We start from the raw sequence: 18,675 nt of genomic DNA, 5'->3' as shown, positions 1-18,675 counted from the left end.
GCCGAGAGGGGCTGTGTTCAGCATAGGCATGGGCAGGACGCGGAAAATTATACGCGCGGAAACCGGGACCTACCTTCGTTTGCCCCAGTCCACCTTAATCCAGCGAACGCCCCAGCCGCTGGCCGTATTGGACGATGGCGGCGCCCACCGGCAGGCGGGCAGCGGCGTAGGCGGCGAGGGCGGCGTCCATGTCAGGCGTCGCGGCGAGCGCGTCGCGGAGCGCGAAAGCATCGCCAGCGGCTTTCGCCACGCCCATGGCGGTGTGCGGGCGGGCGACGAATGCGGCATCGCCCATCAGCGCGATACGGCCGGCTACCATCTGCGGCGGCGCATAGTCGAAGATGGCGTGGAGGAAAGGGAGGGGCTCCGCCGCCACCATGGCGGAGAACGATGGCGGCAGCAGGCGCGCGGCATCGGCCTTCATCGCGTCGGCGACCTCAGGCCGCACGCGGCCCGGCGCGAGGGAGAAGGGGCGGCGCGCGCCGTCCACGTCGGTCAGCACGCCGTCGAGCTCCGCCGGCGTGTAGCGCCGGTACCAGACCCAGTTGTAGCGCCGCCGGCCGGGGGCGGTGGAGCCGTCCGGGCCGGGCACGAGATAGCCAAGGATGTGCGACCCGGGCATCTCGTAGAAGGCGAAGCGATCGAACAGCTGTTCGGCCGCCGCCTCGGGCACCTCGGCCTCTGGAATGAGCCCGCGCCAGGTGGCGTAGCCCACGTAGGTGGGCCGCGACTTCGGGCCGTTGACGGCGCTGCGCAGGGTCGAGCCTACCCCGTCTGCGCCGATCACGAGATCCGCCCGCTCCTCCCGGCCATCCGCATAGGTCACGCGAGCGCCGCCCGGCTCCTGCGCCGCGGAAACGGCGGGCCGGTCAATGTGGTAGCGGGCGTCCGGCAGCAGTTGGCGAAAGGTGCGGAAAAGAACGTCCCAGGAGAGCTGGGTCTGGGGCGTGCTCTGGCGGTGGATGATGGCGCCGGCCCGGTCGAGATAGATGCGCTCATGGGCCGTCACGCCCACATGCGCGAGGTGCTCCACGCCGATTTCGCGCAGGATGTCGAACACCTCGCGCTGGGCGACGAGGCCGGCGCCGCGCCCCTCAAGGCCATGCACCGAGCGTTCGCTCACGTGCACGTCGAAGCCGGCGCGGTGGAGCAGCACAGCGGCGAACAGGCCACCGACGGAGCCGCCGACGATGAGGATGCGCGGCGCCATGGCCAGTCTCTCCTGAGGTCAGACGATGAAATCGATGACGCCGCCGTCGACCCGCAGGGCGGCGCCGGTGGTGGCGGAGGCGAGTGGCGACGCGATGTAGACGGCCATGTTGGCCACCTCCTCCACGCTCGCCGGCCGCTGGATGATGGAACTCGGCCGGTGCGCCATAACGAAGTCCGCGCCCGCCTGCTCCAGCGTCTTTCCGGCCGCCACCTCATCCTGCAGCATGGCCGCGACGCCCTCGGAAAGGGTAGGGCCGGGCAGGATGGAATTCACCGTCACGCCCGTTCCCGCCATGCGCTTGGCAAGGCCGCGCGCGAGGGAGACGTCGGCCGTCTTGCTGACGCCGTAATGGATCATGTCCGCCGGGATGTTGAAGGCGGATTCCGAGCCGAGGAACAGCATGCGCCCCCAGCCGCGCGCCGCCATGCCCGGCAGATAGGCGCGGGCGAGGCGCACGCCCGACATGACGTTTACCGCCCAGTGGCGGTCCCACACGTCGTCGTCGGTCTCGAAGAAGTCGGACGGCTGGAAGATGCCGAGATTGTTGACGACGATGTCGAACGCCGGCTCCGCCGCCACCAGCGCGGCGGCGCCTTCGGCGGTGCCGAGGTCGATGGCCCGGCCCCGCGTGGTGCCGCCGATGCGCGCCACGGCCTCGGCCACCTTCGCCTCGGATCGCCCGTTGACGACCACCGCCGCGCCGGCCAGCGAAAGCCCTCTGGCGATGGCAAAGCCGATGCCTTCGCTCGACCCCGTGACGAGGGCGGTCTTGCCGGAAAGATCGATGATCATGGCCGTCTCCTGTGGGTGCGCGATCAAGCGGGCGCGCGTCGTCATCATCCGCACCCTTCGGGGGCAAGATGTGGCGGGCCCGGCGCCTCATCTTCCGGAAATGCACGCGGCGCGCCGGACAAACGGAAGTATGAGGCGGCCAAGCCTATGGCCGATTTCGCCCGGCGCGGACCCTCGACACTCTCGCAGCCGACATTGGACATCCGCGACGCAGAGGGATGAGGCCATGGCCGATCCGCACGACGCTTCCGCACCCGCCCTGCTCCAGCCGGGGCAGGCCGCGCCCGACTTCACCTTGCCGGCGACGCCGGACCAGATGCTCTCCCTCTCGGACCTCAGGGGCGCGCCGGTGATCCTCGCCTTCTATCCGGCGGACTGGAGCCCGGTCTGCGGCGACCAGATGGGCCTCTACAACCAGATGCTGCCGGAGTTTCATCGCGGCGGTGCCCAGCTTGTCGGCATCTCCGTCGACGGCGTGTGGTGTCACGCGGCCTTCGCCGAGGCGCGCAAGCTGCATTTTCCGCTACTCGCCGATTTCGAGCCCAAGGGCGGGGTGGCGCGTCGCTACGGAGCCTATCGCACGGCGGAGGGCGTCGCCCAGCGGGCGCTGTTCGTGCTCGATGGCGGCGGCATCATCCGCTGGAGCTATCTCTCGCCGCTCGGCCTGAACCCCGGCGCGGACGGCATTCTCGATGCGCTCCACGCGCTCGCCCCCACCCAGAAGCCCCAAGGAGCGCAGGCATGACCCGCCGTCTTCCCCCCGTGAGCGCCGCCGACAATGTGACCGGCCCTGCCGATGCACCGGTGACCCTGATCGAGTATGGCGACTACGAATGCCCCTATTGCGGCGAGGCTTACCCGGTGCTCAAGGCCGTTCAGGCGGCGTTGGGCGCGCGGCTGCGCTTCGTGTTCCGCAATTTCCCGCTGACGGAGATGCACCCCCACGCGCTCAGGGCCGCGCAGTTTGCCGCTGCGGCCGCCGCCTCCGGCGTCTTCTGGGCGGCCCATGACATGCTCTACGAGCACCAGGACGCCCTCGATATGGCGAGCCTTACGGCCTATGGCGACGCGCTCGGCATCGAACGCCGCGTGCTGCAGGCAGCCTTCCAGGGCCGGTACGACGCCATCATCCAGCAGGACTTCGTGGGCGGCGCGCGGGCCGGCGTGAACGGCACCCCGTGCCTGTTCATCAACGGCATCCGCTACGATGGCCCGCGGGACACACAGAGCCTGATCCATGTGCTCGAGCAGGCCGCCGCCGCCGAGATGAACGCGCCAGCCTGAGCCCGCATGCGCCCGCCAGAGGAGGCCCCCATGATCTTCAAGCAGACGTCCACCCTGGGACGCCCCGGAGCGCCCGATCTCGCGGCCGCGCCGCAGCCCGGCACGCTGGGCTTCGGCGCGACGCTGGCCATGGCCACGGCCGCCGGCCTCGCGGTGGCGAACATCTATTACAATCAGCCCATGCTCGAACTGATCGAGCAGGATCTCCCCGGCGCGCTCACAGGGGCCATCCCCACCGCGACCCAGCTCGGCTATGCCATCGGCCTCGTGCTGCTGGTGCCGCTCGGCGATCTCGTGGAGCGGCGGCGGCTGATCGTGGTGCAGTTCGTGCTGCTCGCGGCCGCGCTAGTGCTGGCGGCGGTGGCGCCCACGGCGCTGCTGCTGGTGGCCGCCTCGCTGGTGGTGGGGCTCGCCTCGACGGTCGCTCAGCAGATCGTGCCCCTCGCCGCGCATTTCGCCGCGCCGGAGAAAAGGGGCGCGACGGTGGGCACGGTGATGGCCGGCCTTCTCACCGGCATCCTCCTCAGCCGCACCGTCGCCGGCTTCGTCGCCTCCCACGGCGGCTGGCGCGAGATGCTGTGGCTCGCGGCGCCCATGGCGCTGGCCGGCGCTGCGCTGATGGCCGTGACGCTGCCCGCCAGCCGGCCGGAGTCGCGGCTCAGCTACCACCGGCTGCTGCATTCCGTGTGGCAGCAGTGGCTGGATTTTCCGGCGCTGCGGCTCGCGGCGATCACGCAGGCGGCGCTGTTCGCGGCCTTCACCGTGTTCTGGACCATTCTCGCCTTCCGCCTCGCCGAGCCGCGCTTCGGCTTCGGCGCTGAGGTGGCGGGCCTGTTCGGCCTCGTGGGCGCGGTGGGCATCCTCGCCGCGCCGCTGGCCGGCCGGTTCGCCGACAAGCGCGGCCCTCAGCTGGCGGTGCTGGTGGGCGCCATCGTCACCCTCGCCGCGTGGGTCGTGTTCGGCGCGTGGGGCTCGCTCGCGGGGCTGATCGTCGGCGTGATGCTGCTGGATTTCGGCATGCAGAGCGCTCTCGTGTCCAACCAGCACATCGTCTTCGCCTTGCGGCCGGAGGCACGGTCGCGGATCAACACGGTGCTCATGAGCGCCATGTTCCTCGGCGGCTCCTTCGGCTCGGCCACGGCGACGCTCGCATGGGGTGCGGGCGGCTGGTTTCTGGTGTGCGTGCTGGGGACGGCGTTCGCCGCCTTCGCCGTCGCCCTCCAGCTTCTGGCAGCCCGCAGCCGCCGGTCTGATCCGGCGCACTGAACCAGCTCCGACCGCACCAAGGAGGACGAGGCTCCGCCACGTGCGGGGTCTTGTCGCGCCTCCTCGCGCGCCGCTGCCGTGTGGCCGGCGCGGCCCGTGCGCCACAGACTTCCGCGCGTCCGCCCCCGTGTCTGGCGCTCGCCGCCGCAGCGCTCCTTATCCTCCTGCGGGGGATCGACCTGCCGCCGATGCGGCGGACGCGGCGCGGGAGCGCGAGGCCCGGGCGGGGTCCTGAAGGCGGCCGTCGACGCCCTCGCCGAAACGGCCGGGACGCAGAAGGCCGATGCCGACGCGCCGCTGGTGGCATGATCGTCGCCGACCAATACCGGCACGGACTGAATCAGCTGCGGTCCGCGGGCGTCGATGTCGGAGCGGTCGCCCGGCCGGAGGGGCGCATGGATCTCCTCGCCATCCAGGCCGAGCGCCGGGCCATCCTCCGCCTCGTCCGACACAGGCGCCTTCCCATCGATCTGTCGCTCAAGCTGCTACGGGAGGCCGACGCCGAGGGGGCGCCCTCCCAGTTGGCTTGGCATGGCCAGCGGCTGGGATTGAGGCGGAGAAGTAAACGCACGTATAAGCGGACAAGATATTGATACTATTAAGCTGAATTTGAGTTCGATATCGAGACATGTCTGGCAATAGTAAAACATAATCATCAACAACCGAGGAGTTTCCCATGTCCATCAATTCGAAGTTCATCATGGCGTTCGGTGCTCTCGCCTTCATGGTGGCCGGTGCTGCCGGCACCGCCCGCGCGGACACCAGCTTCCCCACCGAGACGCGGGGTGAGACTGCCTTCTTCGATGCTCGGCCCGGCGCCGTCGTCCAGCCGCTCGACATCTTCCAGGTGCCCCCCGCGGCCAGGCTGCGGGCCCTGAACTCCGCCCGCCCGTTCATCGGCCAGCCGGCGCAGCCCGACGCCCACTGGGGTCCTGCCCAGGATGCCACGTCGCCGGGGGCGTGAACCTTCCGCCACGCACCGGAATGACGAGGCCGGCGCCCTCAGGGTCGCCGGCCTTTTCACGTTGGGGCGCTGCGGTTCCGAAAGCGTTTCGCTTGATCGGTCGCGGGGCGCAGCGCGCGCAAAAAAAGCCCGCCGGGCGTGGCCGGCGGGCTTAGGCGGGGAGGAAGGGGATTTCAGTTCGAACGGGTCGCTTCGAAGAGGAACCACACGCGGCGCTCGGCCTCGTCGATCCAGACCTCGATGAGGCTGGTGGTGGCGACGTCATTGTAGTTCTCGCAGACCACGTGCGCCTCGCGCAGGAAGGTGACGAGGCGCTTGTTGTCATCGGCCAGCTCGGCCAGCATGTCCTCGGCGGTCACGAAGGCCGCATCGTTGTCGGCGAGGCGCTGGAGGCGTGCGATGTGGCCCACGGAGCGCAGCGTTGTGCCGCCCACCTTGCGGGCGCGCTCGGCGATGGCGTCGGTGGTGGCGAAGATCTGATCGCCGTGCTCGTCCAGCAGCAGATGGTAGTCGCGGAAGTGCGGGCCGGACATGTGCCAGTGAAAATTCTTCGTCTTCAGATAAAGCGCGAACATGTCCGCCAGAAGAACGGTGAGGGCGCCAGCAATGTCCCTGGTGGCGTCTTCGCCCAGATCGGTTGGGGTCCGCAGGGGCGCCTGCTGGCGCAGCTTCGCAATGGTCTTGTCCATGAGAGTCGTCCTTTTTGAAAGGCGCGGGAGGCGGTCGCCGGGTCGCGATGCCCGGGCGACGTCTCGGGTCACGAGGGGCACCATAGGACCGGGGGACGGGCGAAAGAATTGGGCGCTCGTTTGTCCGCATCATACGTGGGTATGGGGCGCTGCGGGCGTGCGTGCCGGCGCGTGCGCGCGATCCCGCGCGGGGCCGCGGCCGCGTGGATCCAGGGGCAAAACGAAGGGGAGAACGACAGGGGTGGCGCGGGGGCGCGCCAGCGCTTCAGCGCCGCGCAGAGGCCTGCAGCGCGCGATCGATGCAATCGATCATTTCGTTGCCGTCGAAGGGCTTGGCCAGGAAGCCGAACGCGCCGGCCTCGTCCACCTGCCGGCGGATGCGCTCTTCGGGGAAGGCGGTGATGAAGATAACCGGGACCGGATCGCCTTCGGCGCGCAGCCGGGTTTGAAGCTCGACGCCGCTCATGCCCGGCATCTGGACATCGGTAATGACGCACGCGGTCCGGCTGCGCTCCGTGGACCCAAGGAAATCCTCGGCGGACGCGAAGGACCGCGCGCCGAATCCAAGGGAGCGGACGAGACTTTCTGTGGCAATGCGAACGGACTCATCATCATCGATGATGGTTATGGTTGGAGCGCGTGACACGCGGGGCACCTCAACGTGCAATCATTCGGCACGGATGACGTGCCGGTTCGACCCTGTATAGCCTGCCGCCTGCCCAAGCCGTAATCATACAGACGTTTGCAAATTTAGCTTTTTGCACTCGGCCCCAGCGCCTCCGCCATGCGGACGAGGTCGGCGAGGGAATGGGCCTCCATTTTCCGCATGACGTTACCGCGATGAATTTTCACGGTAATCTCGCTCAGGCCCACCTCGGCGGCCACCTGCTTGTTCATGAGGCCGGAGGTGACGAGGGCCATGATCTGCCGCTCGCGCTCGGTCAATGTATCGTAAAGGGCGCGCAGCTTCGAGGAGGAGGCGCGCTCGGCGCGGCGGCCGCGGTCGATCTCAATGGCGGCCGAGACTGCGTCCAGCATGTCCTGATCGCGGAACGGCTTGGTGAGGAAGTCCACCGCGCCGGCCTTCATCGCCCGCACGCTCATGGGAATGTCGCCGTGACCGGTCATGAAGATGATCGGCAGGTCGAGATCAGAGCGCGCCAGCTGCGCCTGGAAGTCCAGCCCGCTCACGCCCGGCAGGCGGATGTCCAGAACGAGACAGCGCGGCGCATCCGGCAGCTTGGCGGCCAGAAGCTCGGCGGCGGAGGCAAACAGCGCCACCTCAAGCCCGATGGAGCGGAACAGGCTGGACAGCGCCTCACGCAGGCTGGCGTCATCGTCCACGACGATCACGACGGGGGCGCTCGGGGGCGGCGTCGGGCGGGTCAGCGGTCGACTGGTCACGGGCGGGTGTCCCTGGGGTTGGAAGCGGCTGCGGGGCCGGGAAGCGGCAGCGTGAGGGTGAAGCACATGCCGCCCCCGGCGTTGGGCGCGGCGGTGATCCGGCCGCCATGGGCCTGCGCGATGGAGCGGGAGATGGAGAGGCCGAGGCCCATCCCATCCGCCTTGGTGGATACGAAGGGCGAGAACAGCGTGGCGAACATGTCCGGCGCGATGCCCGGCCCCGTGTCGCGCACGCAGATGGTCAGCTCCGTGTCGCCTTCCGTGGGCCAGGGCGGTATGGCGAGTGCGGTAGCTATGTGCAGCACGCGCCGGTCCTCGGCAACCTCGTCCATGGCCTGGATCGCGTTGAGCACCAGATTGATGAGCACCTGCTGCAGCTGGATGCGGTCGCCTTCCACCGGCGGCAGGTCGGGGTTGAGGGCGAGATCAAGCCGGATGCGGTGGCTCGACAGCTCCCGCTCCAGCAGCAGCATGCAATCCTGCACCAGCTCGGCGCTGTCGAGAGCCTGGCGCACCGGCTTGCCGCGCCGGGCGAAGGCGCGCAGCCGGTCGATCACGTCGCTGGCTCGGCGGGCGTTGGCGATCATGCGGGTGACGGAGGCTTCCGCCTCGTCGAGGTCGGGCGGCGCGCGGCGCAGCCACCTCAGGCCGGCCTCGCCGTTGGTCACCACGGCCGCGAGCGGCTGGTTGACCTCGTGGGCGATGGAGGCGGTGAGTTCGCCCATGGTGCTGACACGGGTGACATGGGCAAGGTCGCTGCGGACCTGGTGCAACTCCTGCTCTGCCTTCTGCCGCTCGGTGATGTCGTGATTGGTCTCCATGGTGCCCATCGGCCGCCCGCGCGCGTCGCGCTGGAGCGACCAGCGGCTGGTGCACACCAACTGGCGCCCGTCGCGCGCGGTCTGGACGATCTCGCCTTCCCATTGCCCGGTGTCCAGCAGGGTGCGCATGATGTCCGCGCGCGGGGTCTGGAAGGTGGTCTTCAGCAGTGCGCCAGCCTGCTGGCCCACGGCCTCGGCGCGGTTCCAGCCGTAAAGCCGTTCGGCGCCGCGGTTCCAGTAGACGATTGTGTCGGCGAGGTTCCGCACGAAGATGGCGTCGTGGGAGAGGTCCAGCAGCGCCGCCTGTTCCTTCAGCACGCCCGTCGCCTCCTGGTTGCGCAGCGACAGAAAGGTGGTGACGGTGATGGCGGCGACGCTGACGAAGCATCGCATCGTTGAGGAGATGTTGTAGTCCGTGGCGTGGATGATGACGAAGCTCAGCATCGTGAGCATGACGCAGGCCGCGGCCACGACCAGTAGCCCCGTGCGCTCGAACAGGCTCGCGCTCAGGGTCACCACGACCACGTAGAGCACGGCGATGGCCATGTCGAGCGGCGAGAGCGTATCCGCCAGGAAGATCGCGAGGCAAAGTAGCCCCACGAGGAAATAGCCGGTCCGCCCCCGGGCGGGGGGATCCGCGCTGTTGCTGGACACGGGACCGGCCAGACCAGACATCATGTCCTCGAGAGTTCGGCCTGCGCGCGGCGATCCGCCGTAACGCAGGGGCCGGATGCCCGGTGTAGGGCCACCGGTCGCCCGGCATCGTGCTTCGGTATCACCGACACATACCTCGATCTTGCCAGTTCAAACGGCGCCTTTGCCGGCTCGCGAGGCGGTAGTGCAGCAAAAATGGGCGGCCATCTCAAGCCCACCAAACGCAAAGTCTAGGCGCCTATACCAAGGTATGCCCGCGGCGACCCGATCATATGAGCCGCGAACCCCAAGTAGAATGGAGCTAGAGACCAGGGTGGCCGATGCTGATCTCCAGTCGGCGAGACGCAAGTCTTTCCGCCGAACGGCACTTCAGCACTCGGGGTCTTCAGCATGTCGTTCCATGCCGCGCCGTCCGCCGCAGCCACCGCGATCCCGGCGGAGAACCATGCAGGCCTCGACGCCGAGGTCCGCCGCCTCGGGCTTCTCGCCCCGCTTCCCGCCCCGAACGGTCCGGCCACGCCACACCATCCGCCGCACGCGGCACCGAAGCCCGCGCGGGTGGGATGCGGACTGGTGGCGTGGCGCCTCAAGCGCGTGCTCGCCTTCATGGAGGAGCAGTATGGCGAGACCGTCACGCTCGCCGACATGGCCCGCGTCGCCGGCCTCAGCCGGATGCACTTCGCCGCGCAGTTCCGCATCTCGACGGGCGTCAAACCCCACGAATACCTGCTGCGGCTGCGGGTGGAGCGCGCCCAGAAGATCATGCTGGAGAGCGACGAGCCGCTGGCGCAGGTCGCTTTAAGCGTCGGCTTCCAGACCCAGGCCCATTTCACGACCGTGTTCCGGCGCTTCGCCTCCACCACGCCGCATCGCTGGAGGTCGGAGCGGATGGCCCGTGCCCCGCGCGCTGGTGCCGTGGCCCCGCATACCCTCGGGCCGGCGCACGAGGCCTAGGACCGCGTTTCCGGCGCTGCGATTTCCGGCTCCGCGCGCGCTTAACGATCCGATTTTGAACGAGCAGAGGCCGGTGCGGGTACGCACCGGCCTCTGCTCGTTTGCCCGCTGCCTCCTGTTCGGCAGGGGTCCCCCGCCCGGATCGCGGTTTATACCCTCGTATACTGATCTATAAAAGCAGATGAGAAGAATAAATCACAGGATAGTTTTCGTCTTGGCGGACGCCTTCTAAATTCATCTCATCAACAACGGAGTGCTTGCAATGTCCATCAAGTCTGCTGTCCTCGCCGCTGGTGTCGCCGTGGTGCTCGTCTCGTCCATGGGTTCGGCTTTCGCCGACCCGACCGTCCAGAAGGAGAACATGGAGCAGTATGCGGTTTCCGCGCAGGGGAGCCTGACCCCCACCTCCCCGGCGGCCGTGGCCCGCGAGCAGCGCCGGCTCGAGCGTCCCAGCGCCTTCGGCACCCCCGGTCCCTATTATGTCTCCGAGCGCCCCTTCGAGATCGGCAGCGCCCAGTCCGGCCCCGCCCACGACGCCGACGACAATTGATCGGCGTCGTCCTGAAACCAAAAAGGGGTCGCCTCGGCGACCCCTTTTCTTTTGCGCGGACGGGTGTGACCCCGGTCTCAGTCGACCTTCAGCGGCGCGTTGTCGCTGTCCAGGAACTCGACGGTGGTGAACACCAGTTCGGTGTCCCCGATGTTGGTGAGGTCATGCATCATGAACTCGCCCGGGCCGAAATGGTGATGCTTGGTGTCGCCGGCCTCATAGGTCACCTCGGCGACCCGTCCGTCGGCATAGTGGGAGCGGGCGCGCCCGCCGGTCACCGCCGTCCAGAAATAGTCGAGCACATGGGTATGGAAGCCGATGCGCTCGCCGGGCTTCAGGGCGAGGTGCCACACCCGCACGCGGTCGCTCTGCGAGACGAGGCGGCTGCCGACGCGGCCGTTGCCACGGCTGGCGTGCAGGTCGGCCCGCTGGGCCTCCGGCCAGTCGCGCGGGGCCTCGATGGTGGCGAAGGTGGCGTTGGTGGCGATGTTCATGTCGTTTCTCCCTGTCTGTCTGGTATTTCAGTCCACCGCGAAGCCGGTCTGCGCCCGCACGTTCTGGGCGGCGAAGGCGGCGCGCACGCGCTCGGCCGCCGTGCTGCGATCCGCCAGCGAGACGAGGATCGACACGAGGAAGGCGAGCGGAACGGAGAACAGTGCGGGGTTGTCATAGGGGAACGGCGCGGGGCCGAGCTTCAGCGTGGTCGTCCACACGCTCGGGCTCAGCGCCACGAGCACGAGGGCGACCACGAGACCCGTCACCGAGCCGGTCACGGCGCCGCGCGTGGTCAGGCCCGGCCAGGAAACCGACAGCACGATGACGGGAAAGTTCGCGCTCGCCGCGATGGCGAAGACGAGGCCCACCATGAAGGCGATGTTCTGGTTCTCGAACAGAAGCCCGAGCGCCATGGCGAGCAGGCTGATGACCACTGCCGCCGCCTTGGAGACCCGCACTTCCTCCTGTTCCGAGGCCTTGCCGCGCCGGATGACGCGGGCATAGAGATCGTGGCTCGCCGCCGACGCCCCGGCGATGGTGAGGCCCGACACCACCGCGAGGATGGTGGCGAACGCCACCGCCGAGATGAAGCCGAGCAGCACCGACCCGCCGAGCGCGTTGGCGAGGTGCAGGGCCACCATGTTGGTGCCGCCCACCACCGCCCCGGTCGCGTCCTTGAAGCTCGGGTCCGACATGACGAAGGCGATGGCGCCGAAGCCGAGCACGAACAGCAGCGTATAGAAGATGCTGATGAAGCCCGTCGCCACCAGCACGGAGGTGCGCGCCTGCCGGGCATCGGCCACGGTGAAGAAGCGCATCAGGATGTGCGGCAGCCCGGCGGTGCCGAACACCAGGGCGACGCCCAGCGAGATGGCGGAGATGGGGTCCTTCACCAGCCCGCCTGGCGCCATGATGGCCATGCCCTTGGGGTGCAGCGCGGCGGCGCGAGCGAACAGCGCCTCCAGGCTGAAGCCGAAATGGCCGAGGATGAGCAGCGACATCACCACCGAGCCGGTGAGCAGCAGCACGGCCTTGATGATCTGCACCCAGGTGGTGGCCAGCATGCCGCCGAAGGTCACATAGGCCATCATCAGCAGGCCCACGAGGCCCACCGCCACCCAATAGGGCAGGCCGAACAGCAGCTCGATGAGCTTTCCGGCCCCCACCATCTGGGCGATGAGATAGAGCAGTACGATGACCAGGGTGTTGGTGGCCGCCACCACCCGCACCGGTACTTCCGAAAGGCGATACGCGGCCACATCGGCGAAGGTGTAGCGCCCGAGATTGCGCAGCGGCTCGGCGATGAGGAACAGGATCATCGGGAAGCCCACCAGGAACCCGATGGCGTAGATCATGCCGTCATAGCCGGAGGAATAGACCAGCGCCGTCACGCCGAGGAAGGTCGCGGCGGAGGTGTAGTCGCCGGCGATGGCGAGGCCGTTCTTGAAGCCGCTGAGGCCGCCGCCGGCCGCGTAGTAGTCCTGCGCGCCGCCGGTGCCTTTGCGGGCCGCCCACCAGGTGACGCCGAGGCTCACCGCCACGAACAACAGGAAGAGGGTGATCGCCACCGGATTGATGGGCTGGCGGGCGCCGCCTTCGATGGCGCCGGCCGCAGCGGCGGGCGTCGCTGCGAAGGCCAGCGTGACGGCGGCGAGCGCCGCGCGGTTGAGCTGAGGCCGTTTCATTGCACGTCCTCCCTGAGGTTCTGGGTGAGGCGGTCGAAGGTGCGGTTGGCGACGGCGACATAGATTGCCGTCAGCACGAAGCCGAGGCCGAGCAGGCCGACGCCTGCGACGATGCCCCAGGTGGAGACCGCATCCGGCAGCACCGGCGTGCCGAGGGCGGCGGGCTTCAGCGCCACGGTGAGGATGTAGGCGAAATAGAGCGTCGCCATCAGCGCGGCCATGGAGAGGCCGAGCCGCGCGCGGATGGCGGCGAGGCGGCGGAAATTGGGGTTCTGCCGGATCGCCTCGATGCGCGCGGCGGCATCGAGCGGCCGCGCGTGAGGGCGCGGGGGGAAGGCGCCGTCGGGCTTCATGCGGCAATCCCCGTGGCGACGGCGGTTTCGCTCATCACCGCCTCGGGATGGCGGTGGCGCTCGGCGCGAGCTCGTTGCTCCTCGTCGAGGATCTGCGCCTGCATGTAGGCGCCGAGATGCCGGGCCCGCTGCACCACCGCGCGGCCGAAGGCGAGGCGCTTCGCCTCGAAGGCGGCAAGCGCGGCTTCCACATCGTTCCCGTCCGCGAGCGCGTCAGCGAGGGCGGCGGCATCGGCGGCGGCCTTGGTCACGCCCATGCCCACATGGGGGCGCGCGACGAAGGCGGCATCGCCCAGGATCACCACATGGGGCGAGAGGCGCAGGCGCGGGCTTTCCAGATCCTGGATCGCCTGGAGGAAGGGCTGCTGCGTGCGCTCCACCACCTCGGCGAACTGGGGCGCGAGCAGGCGGTGCGCATCGGAGCGCATGCCCGCCACCACCTCGGGCCGGATGAGGTGCGGGGGAATGGAGAGGGGATGGCGCGTGCCATCCACATCGGTCAGCAGCTCGGCAAGCTGCCCGTCGCTGGCGGCGGGGCGATACCAGACGAAATTGTAGCGGCGGTGACCTTCGTCCAGCTGCTCGTCCGCGCCGGCGACGGGATAGCCGAGCATCTGCTCGCCCGGCGGCAGGCTGAAGGAGAAGTGGCCGCAGAGCGCGGCGCGGGTTTCCGGCGAGAGCGCGCTCTCGTCCACCAGCCCGCGCCAGGCCACATAGCCCGCATAGGTGGGCTTGGCCTCCGGCAGGAAGGCGGCGCGCACGGTGGAGAACAGGCCGTCCGTGCCCACCAGCAGGTCTGCCTCCTCCACCGCGCCATCGGCGAAGGTGGCGCGCACGCGCTCGGCGCCGTCCTCGACGCGCACGAGGTTGCGGCCGTGGTGGTAGCTATCGTCCGGCAGGGCGGAGCGCAGCAGGCGGTAGAGGTGACCCCAGGAGGTGAGCACCTGCGGCAGGTCGAGCTGGCCGGTGATGCGCCCATCCGGCCCGAACACCCGCCGCCCGCTGACGCCCACACCCACGCGGGCCTCGGTGACGTCGATGCCGGCCTTGCCGATGACGTCGAACAGCTCGGGATGGGTGACGATGCCGGCCCCGCGCCCGGCGAGCTCGCTGCCGATGCGCTCGAAGACGGCCACGTCCCAGCCCGCCTTGCGCAGCAGCAGCGCGGCGAAGAGGCCGCAGATTGAGCCGCCGATGATGACGGCGCGCTTGGGGCGCGCGGGGGGCGCGGCGGTGCGCGCCTGCGGCCCGGCGTTTGTGTGCGTTGGCATGGTGTCCTCCCTCGGCTCCTGAGGGCGGCAGCGTCTCGCCTGTGCGAGGGCCGGCCCGCGCGAGCCTTCGTGTGGTCGCGTCGCATCGCCGGTGGCCGGTCTGTGCGAAAGCGTCCGATTATTTATCGGATGATAGATAGTGGCGCGGAATTTGACCGGCGTCAAATTAATTTATCAAATGATTATTTCCGGGCGGCGACCTTCTTGCGCGCGGGCTTGGCCCGGTCGATCACCGAGGCGAAGGCCGCCGGGGCGCCGTTGAGGAAGGCATTGACCTTCACGTCGATGTCCGCTTCGGGATCGGCGGGGATGGGCATGCCGTAGATGAACTTGCGCACGCCGATGTAGAAGATGCCGGCGTGCAGCGACCAGATCAGCTCGATCTCTTCCTCGCTCACCGGGGCTTTCTCGTCGAGGCCGTTGGCGGCGCGGATCTCGATCACCATGCGCTCGAACAGGCGGGCGCGCAGGAAGGCGAGATAGCGGCTGTTGAAGTCCAGCCCCTTGAGGCCGGCGAACATGAACAGCCGCACCCATTCATAGGTCTGGATGACGGCGGCATAGGCCCGGTAGAAGCGCTTCAGCCGCTCCTCGATGGGGATGGAGCGGTCGGCGATGGCGGTTTCCCACTCGGCCTGCCAGCGGCTCTGGTAAACCTCCTGATAGACCCGGTCGAGCAGCGCATCCTTGCCGGGAAAATAGCGGTAGAGCAGCGGCTGGGTGATGCCGAGCCGCTGGGCCAGATCCCGCGTCGCGCCGTCGAAGCCGAATTCGGCGAAGAAGGCCACCGCCCCCGCCACGATATCCCGCTCCCGGTCCGCGGGGGACAGGCGACGACGCTGGGGGGAGGGGGCTTTTGAGGACGGCAAGGGGCACCCGGTCTTTATCGGACGATCAATCCTAGCACGGCTCGCGTGCGATTCATCACCCTGCGACGAGATGCCGGGAGGTCAGGTGCCGTGTCCTGCCGCCGTCAGTGGACGCCGAGATGCTCCTCCAGCCGGGCCGGATCGGCCTGGAAGGCGGCCGCCGGGGCCTTGTCCACCACCCGCCCGGTGCTGATGACCACCACCTCGTCGGCGAGCTTCAGGGCGAAGGCCATGTGCTGCTCCACCAGGATCACCGACAGCCCGGCGGCCCGCAGCCGGCCGACAATGGCGCCCACCTCGGCGACGATCTGCGGGGCGAGGCCTTCTGTCGGCTCGTCCATCAGCAGCACGCGCGGCGCGGTCACCAGCGCCCGGCCGATGGCCAGCATCTGCTGCTCGCCGCCGGACATGAGCCCGGCCGGGTGCCGGCGCCGCTCCTTCAGGCGGGGGAAGAGGCCGAAGATGTCGTCGTCGGTCCATGCCACCCGCCCGTCCGGCGGGCGGGCGCAGCGGGCGACGGCGAGATTCTCCTCCACGCTGAGGCTGCGGAAGATGCGCCGCCCCTGCGGCACCAGCGCGAGCCCTGCCCGGCAGATGGCCTCGGGCGAGAAGGCCGAGATGTCCCGCCCGTTGAGCACGATCCGCCCGGTGCGGGTGGGCAGCAGCCCGGCGAGGGCGTTCATGCAGGTGGTCTTGCCCGCGCCGTTGCGGCCGAGCAGAGCGAGGATGCGCCCCGGCGCCACCTCCAGCGACACGTCGTGCAGGATGTGGCTGTCGCCATAGAAGGCGTTCAGACCGGAGAGCGAGAGCGCGGCATCACTGGGCAAGATAGGCCTCCCGTGTCCTCGGGTCCGCGATCACCTCCTCGCGCGTGCCGTCCACGATCAGGCGGCCGTAATGCAGGAGGGCGATCTTCTCGGCGAAGGCGAGCGCGACATCCATGTCGTGCTCGATCATCAGGATGGTGAGGTCGCGCGGCAGCTCGGCCAAAAGCGCGCTCACCGTGCCGCGCTCTTCCTTGGAGAGGCCGGCGAGCGGCTCGTCCAGTAGAAGAATACGCGGCGCCTGCGCCAGCGCCATGGCGATCTCCAGCCGGCGCTTTTCGCCGTAGGAGGTCTCCGAGACCGGCCGGTCGGCCAGCGTGTCGAGCCGCACCCGCGCCAGCACCTCCAGCGCCTCGCGCCGCAGGGCCGGGTCGCTCGCCACCGCGCCATAGGGCTTCCAGCGCTGCGGACGTCCGCCGAGGAGGGCCATGATGACGTTGCCGATCACGCTCTCGCGCGCGAACAGGGTGAGGATCTGGAAGGTGCGGCCGATGCCCCGCGCCGCGCGCCGGAAGGTCGGGAGGGCCGACACGTCCTCCTCCGCGATGCGGATCTGACCCGCCGTGGGCCTGAGATCGCCGGCGATGAGGTTGAACAGCGTGGTCTTGCCCGCGCCGTTGGGGCCGAGCAGCAGGCGCCGCTCGCCGGGCGCCACGGTGAAGTTCACGCCCTGGATGACGTGAAGGCCGCCGAAGCTCTTGTGCAGATCGTCGATGCGGAGTGCGGCAGTGGGCGCGGTCACGGGCGAGCCTCCTTGACGGGGGTGGCGGGAATCGCCGTCGGCCCGCGCCGCGTGGCGAGGCGCGCGCCAAGCGTGCGCATCAGCCGCCGCGCGCCGGGCAGCAGCCCTTCCGGCACCACCACGATGATGAACAGGAAGATGAGGCCGAGCAGCGTCGGCCAGCGATCCGTATAGGCGCTCGCGACATTCTTCAGCAGCACCACCAGCGCCGCGCCGACGATGGGCCCGAAGGTGGTGCCGAGTCCACCGGCGATCACCATCAGCACCGCTTCCGACGAGACGGTGAGCGACAGCGTGTGCGGGCTGATGAAGCGGAACAGCAGCATGTAGAGCACGCCCGCGATGCCGGCGAGGCAGGCCGAGAGCACATAGGCCGCATAGCGGATGCGCCACACGTCATAGCCCAGCGTACTCATGCGGCGCGGCTGGTCGCGCACGCCCTGCATGGAGGCGCCGAGCGGCGAGCCGGCGAGGATGGTGACGAGCGCAAGGCAGCCCCCCGTCACCACGAGGCACAGATAATAGAGCCCCGTGCCGTTGGCGAGCAGCCCCTGGAAACGGGGCATGGAGATGCCGTTCTCGCCATTCGTGAGGTCCACGTAGCGGAATGCGATGCCCCACACGATCTGGCCCAGCGCGAGGGTGATCATCAGGAAGCTCAGGCCCGAGGTGCGCAGCGCCACAAGGCCGAACAGCGCACCCGCCACCACCGAGAGCGCCACCGCCGCCGGGATCGCCGCCCAGAGCGGCCAGCCGGTGCTGGTCGTCAGCAGCGCGAACGCATAGCCGGCGATGCCGAGGAAGGCGGCGTGGCCCAGCGAGACCATGCCGCAATAGCCGGCGATGAGGTTCACGCTCACCGCGAACAGGCCGTAGACGAGAACCTGTGTGGCGATGGAGAGATAGAACGGCCCGGGCAGCACGAGGGGAACCGCCGCCGCGCAGATAAGGAGGATGCCGAGGGTCTTGAGGCCGGGGTTTTTCATGCGGCTTGCCTCCCGAAGAAGCCCTGGGGCCGCACGGCGAGTACCACCACCATGGGCAGGAAGAGGATGACGTAGGCGAGATCGGGCAGCAGCATCTGGCCGAAGGTGTAGACGAGCCCGATGACGAGGCTGCCCGCCAGCGCCCCCGTGAGCGAGCCGATGCCGCCGAGGATGACCACCAGCAGCGCCAGCGGCAGCATTTCGGAATCAAGGCCCGGATAGACCGACATGATGGGCGCCGCGAGCGCCCCGCCGATGCCGGCGAGGCCGGCGCCGAGGCAGAACACCATGGTAAACAGGCGCGACACCGGAATGCCCATGGCCCTCGCCATCTCCCGGTCGTCCACCGCCGCGCGGATGCGGGCACCCAGCGTCGTGCGCTCCACCAGCGCCCAGATGCCCACGAACGCCACCAGCGCCAGCGCCACCAGCGCCAGCCGATAGGCGGGAAAGACGATGCCGCCGAATCCCACCGCGCCGCGCAGCGCCTCCGGCGCCGGCTGGGCGATGGGATCGCCCGACCAGATGAGCAGGCACTGGTCGGCGATGATGAAGGCGAGGCCGAGCGTGCCCAGCACCTGAGCCAGCTCGCGCCCCGCGAGGCGGCGGATGAGCGTGCGCTCCAGGATGCCGCCGAAGACGGCGCACGCCGCCCCCGCCGCCAGCACCGCCCCCGCGAACCCGAGCCCCACCGCCGATGTGGCGATGTAGCCCCCCAGCATGAACAGGGCGCCGTGGGCGAGGTTCGCGACCCGCATGAGGCCGAAGATCAGGGAAAACCCGACCGCCAGCAGGAACAGGATCGCGCCGAATGCGAAGCTGTTCAGGAAACCGTTGATCCAGAACATGGAGCCCATCT

At 69.1% G+C, this 18,675-nt stretch carries 21 protein-coding genes; 6 read left to right on the top strand and 15 right to left on the bottom strand.

Going from position 1 to position 18,675, the window contains the following annotated elements; translation table 11 throughout:
* Positions 1–94: 94 nt before the first annotated feature.
* Together ACT54R_RS19075 and ACT54R_RS19070 are read right to left on the bottom strand one after the other, a co-directional pair.
* Positions 95–1,210 carry an FAD binding domain-containing protein gene (locus ACT54R_RS19075; RefSeq protein WP_476328781.1) on the bottom strand — a complete coding sequence of 372 codons (1,116 nt, stop codon included), beginning with the start codon at positions 1,208–1,210 and terminating at the stop codon, positions 95–97.
* Positions 1,211–1,228: 18 nt separating this feature from the next.
* The gene (locus ACT54R_RS19070) at positions 1,229–2,005 is read right to left on the bottom strand and encodes an SDR family oxidoreductase (protein ID WP_168462112.1); all 777 of its coding nucleotides are present in this window, start codon (positions 2,003–2,005) and stop codon (positions 1,229–1,231) included.
* 226 nt (positions 2,006–2,231) lie between these two features.
* Between ACT54R_RS19070 and ACT54R_RS19065 the strand changes: the two genes are divergently transcribed.
* From ACT54R_RS19065 to ACT54R_RS19050, 4 genes are all read left to right on the top strand, one after another.
* Positions 2,232–2,750, top strand: coding sequence for a redoxin domain-containing protein (locus ACT54R_RS19065; protein WP_476328778.1), 519 nt, complete (start codon positions 2,232–2,234; stop codon positions 2,748–2,750).
* Positions 2,747–3,289, top strand: a complete 543-nt coding sequence (locus tag ACT54R_RS19060) for a DsbA family protein (RefSeq protein WP_476328776.1) — start codon at positions 2,747–2,749, stop codon at positions 3,287–3,289. The genes ACT54R_RS19065 and ACT54R_RS19060 overlap by 4 nt, the downstream gene beginning before the upstream one ends.
* A gap of 129 nt (positions 3,290–3,418) precedes the next feature.
* Complete coding sequence (locus ACT54R_RS19055) at positions 3,419–4,555, top strand: MFS transporter (RefSeq protein ID WP_476329233.1); 1,137 nt, start codon at positions 3,419–3,421, stop codon at positions 4,553–4,555.
* 676 nt (positions 4,556–5,231) lie between these two features.
* Positions 5,232–5,519 carry a hypothetical protein gene (locus tag ACT54R_RS19050; protein WP_476328774.1) on the top strand — a complete coding sequence of 96 codons (288 nt, stop codon included), beginning with the start codon at positions 5,232–5,234 and terminating at the stop codon, positions 5,517–5,519.
* A 173-nt stretch (positions 5,520–5,692) separates the two neighbouring features.
* Here ACT54R_RS19050 and ACT54R_RS19045 read toward each other — a convergent pair whose 3' ends face one another.
* The 4 genes from ACT54R_RS19045 to ACT54R_RS19030 form a co-directional block, all read right to left on the bottom strand.
* A complete protein-coding gene (locus tag ACT54R_RS19045) occupies positions 5,693–6,208 on the bottom strand; it encodes a Dps family protein (protein WP_168462107.1) in 516 nt (171 codons plus the stop codon).
* A 265-nt stretch (positions 6,209–6,473) separates the two neighbouring features.
* Positions 6,474–6,854: a response regulator transcription factor gene (locus ACT54R_RS19040; RefSeq protein WP_476328772.1), complete on the bottom strand. Its 381-nt coding sequence runs from the start codon at positions 6,852–6,854 to the stop codon at positions 6,474–6,476.
* A 104-nt stretch (positions 6,855–6,958) separates the two neighbouring features.
* Entirely contained in the window at positions 6,959–7,597 is a 639-nt protein-coding gene (locus tag ACT54R_RS19035; RefSeq protein WP_210254707.1) for a response regulator transcription factor, read from the bottom strand.
* Positions 7,598–7,608: 11 nt separating this feature from the next.
* Positions 7,609–9,087: a sensor histidine kinase gene (locus ACT54R_RS19030; protein WP_476328770.1), complete on the bottom strand. Its 1,479-nt coding sequence runs from the start codon at positions 9,085–9,087 to the stop codon at positions 7,609–7,611.
* Between the two features lie 390 nt (positions 9,088–9,477).
* On the opposite strand from ACT54R_RS19030, the gene ACT54R_RS19025 reads away from it, so the two are divergent.
* Positions 9,478–10,041 carry a helix-turn-helix domain-containing protein gene (locus ACT54R_RS19025; protein ID WP_476328768.1) on the top strand — a complete coding sequence of 188 codons (564 nt, stop codon included), beginning with the start codon at positions 9,478–9,480 and terminating at the stop codon, positions 10,039–10,041.
* 262 nt (positions 10,042–10,303) lie between these two features.
* Positions 10,304–10,591, top strand: a complete 288-nt coding sequence (locus ACT54R_RS19020) for a hypothetical protein (RefSeq protein WP_476328766.1) — start codon at positions 10,304–10,306, stop codon at positions 10,589–10,591.
* Positions 10,592–10,668: 77 nt separating this feature from the next.
* On the opposite strand, the gene ACT54R_RS19015 is transcribed toward ACT54R_RS19020, so the two are convergent.
* From ACT54R_RS19015 to ACT54R_RS18975, 9 genes are all read right to left on the bottom strand, one after another.
* Entirely contained in the window at positions 10,669–11,085 is a 417-nt protein-coding gene (locus ACT54R_RS19015; protein ID WP_476328764.1) for a cupin domain-containing protein, read from the bottom strand.
* A gap of 27 nt (positions 11,086–11,112) precedes the next feature.
* A complete protein-coding gene (actP, locus tag ACT54R_RS19010; RefSeq protein ID WP_476328762.1) occupies positions 11,113–12,771 on the bottom strand; it encodes a cation/acetate symporter ActP in 1,659 nt (552 codons plus the stop codon).
* Positions 12,768–13,124 (bottom strand): DUF485 domain-containing protein, encoded by a 357-nt coding sequence (locus ACT54R_RS19005; RefSeq protein WP_476328760.1) that lies wholly within the window; start codon positions 13,122–13,124, stop codon positions 12,768–12,770. Before ACT54R_RS19005 ends, actP begins: the two co-directional genes overlap by 4 nt.
* A complete protein-coding gene (locus ACT54R_RS19000) occupies positions 13,121–14,395 on the bottom strand; it encodes an FAD binding domain-containing protein (protein WP_476328758.1) in 1,275 nt (424 codons plus the stop codon). Before ACT54R_RS19000 ends, ACT54R_RS19005 begins: the two co-directional genes overlap by 4 nt.
* 182 nt (positions 14,396–14,577) lie before the next feature.
* Positions 14,578–15,195, bottom strand: a complete 618-nt coding sequence (locus tag ACT54R_RS18995; RefSeq protein ID WP_476328756.1) for a TetR/AcrR family transcriptional regulator — start codon at positions 15,193–15,195, stop codon at positions 14,578–14,580.
* Positions 15,196–15,368: 173 nt separating this feature from the next.
* A complete protein-coding gene (locus tag ACT54R_RS18990; protein WP_476328754.1) occupies positions 15,369–16,091 on the bottom strand; it encodes an ABC transporter ATP-binding protein in 723 nt (240 codons plus the stop codon).
* On the bottom strand, positions 16,081–16,830 hold the full coding sequence (locus tag ACT54R_RS18985) for an ABC transporter ATP-binding protein (RefSeq protein WP_476328752.1): 750 nt from the start codon (positions 16,828–16,830) through the stop codon (positions 16,081–16,083). The genes ACT54R_RS18990 and ACT54R_RS18985 overlap by 11 nt, the downstream gene beginning before the upstream one ends.
* The gene (locus ACT54R_RS18980; protein WP_476328750.1) at positions 16,827–17,816 is read right to left on the bottom strand and encodes a branched-chain amino acid ABC transporter permease; all 990 of its coding nucleotides are present in this window, start codon (positions 17,814–17,816) and stop codon (positions 16,827–16,829) included. Before ACT54R_RS18980 ends, ACT54R_RS18985 begins: the two co-directional genes overlap by 4 nt.
* Positions 17,813–18,664: a branched-chain amino acid ABC transporter permease gene (locus ACT54R_RS18975; protein WP_476328748.1), complete on the bottom strand. Its 852-nt coding sequence runs from the start codon at positions 18,662–18,664 to the stop codon at positions 17,813–17,815. Before ACT54R_RS18975 ends, ACT54R_RS18980 begins: the two co-directional genes overlap by 4 nt.
* Positions 18,665–18,675 lie beyond the last annotated feature (11 nt).

It is taken from the genome of Xanthobacter sp. DMC47 (assembly GCF_056313845.1).
This window is presented reverse-complemented; position numbering and strand designations above follow the sequence as displayed.